Source organism: Gilliamella sp. B2828 (assembly GCF_026537125.1).
In the GTDB taxonomy this organism is placed as follows: Bacteria; Pseudomonadota; Gammaproteobacteria; order Enterobacterales; family Orbaceae; genus Gilliamella.
Map to the genome: position 1 here is coordinate 1 of NZ_JAFNMU010000032.1, position 688 is coordinate 688.

Genomic DNA, 688 nt, shown 5'->3' on the forward strand with positions numbered 1-688 from the left:
ACCCAAATTAAATCACACGGAAAAGTAACAGTATGGCAAAACAGTATCGCATTTTAAAAGGCACGGTCAGCCAGCTACAAATTATCGATGACTCAAAAGAGATGGGCTCGGATAATAATGTTGGCTTAATCGCCATGATAGGGGCGTTAATTACCGGGGCGTTTGGCGTTGCGGCCGCCTTATTGACCACGCTGTCAGTGGGCAGCATTACCTTAGAGGGCAAAAAATTCAGTTGCTATGTCGGGCGTAAATTTGTCGAAGGCAAATTAACCCATATTAGCTTTAAAAATGGCGATTATGTGGAAATGGTCGTGGATAAAAGCGATGATAATAACCAGTATCAATCTTATGCGGTTCGAATACCGAAAACCCATGCTTTATACTTTCCTCGTTCAGTAAATATGCCAACTTTACTTCGGTTGAAGTATTTAACTATAGGGGTTGGTGTAATTTCTTTGCTAATTTATATATTTTTTATAATTTTGCTCATCACATCTACTGGTTTAGATGAATATTTTTTTTACAATTTGTTTGTTTTTGCTTTGTCTACTTTAATTGGTTTTTTCATTATTTTAATTATGCTTTTTTTAATAACAGGTGGTTGTTACTCTTTTATCGGTAATCGCATTTTTGCCGCCTTGGGCTATCCCAAACCTTGGTTACATAATACGTTAGATGAACATTTACG

1 protein-coding gene is annotated in these 688 nt (G+C 36.8%); it reads left to right on the top strand.

The features are described 5' to 3' along the window. Positions 1–32: 32 nt before the first annotated feature. A partial coding sequence (locus J3U19_RS11440) for a putative type VI secretion system effector (RefSeq protein ID WP_267346376.1) occupies positions 33–688 on the top strand: 656 nt, incomplete at its 3' end.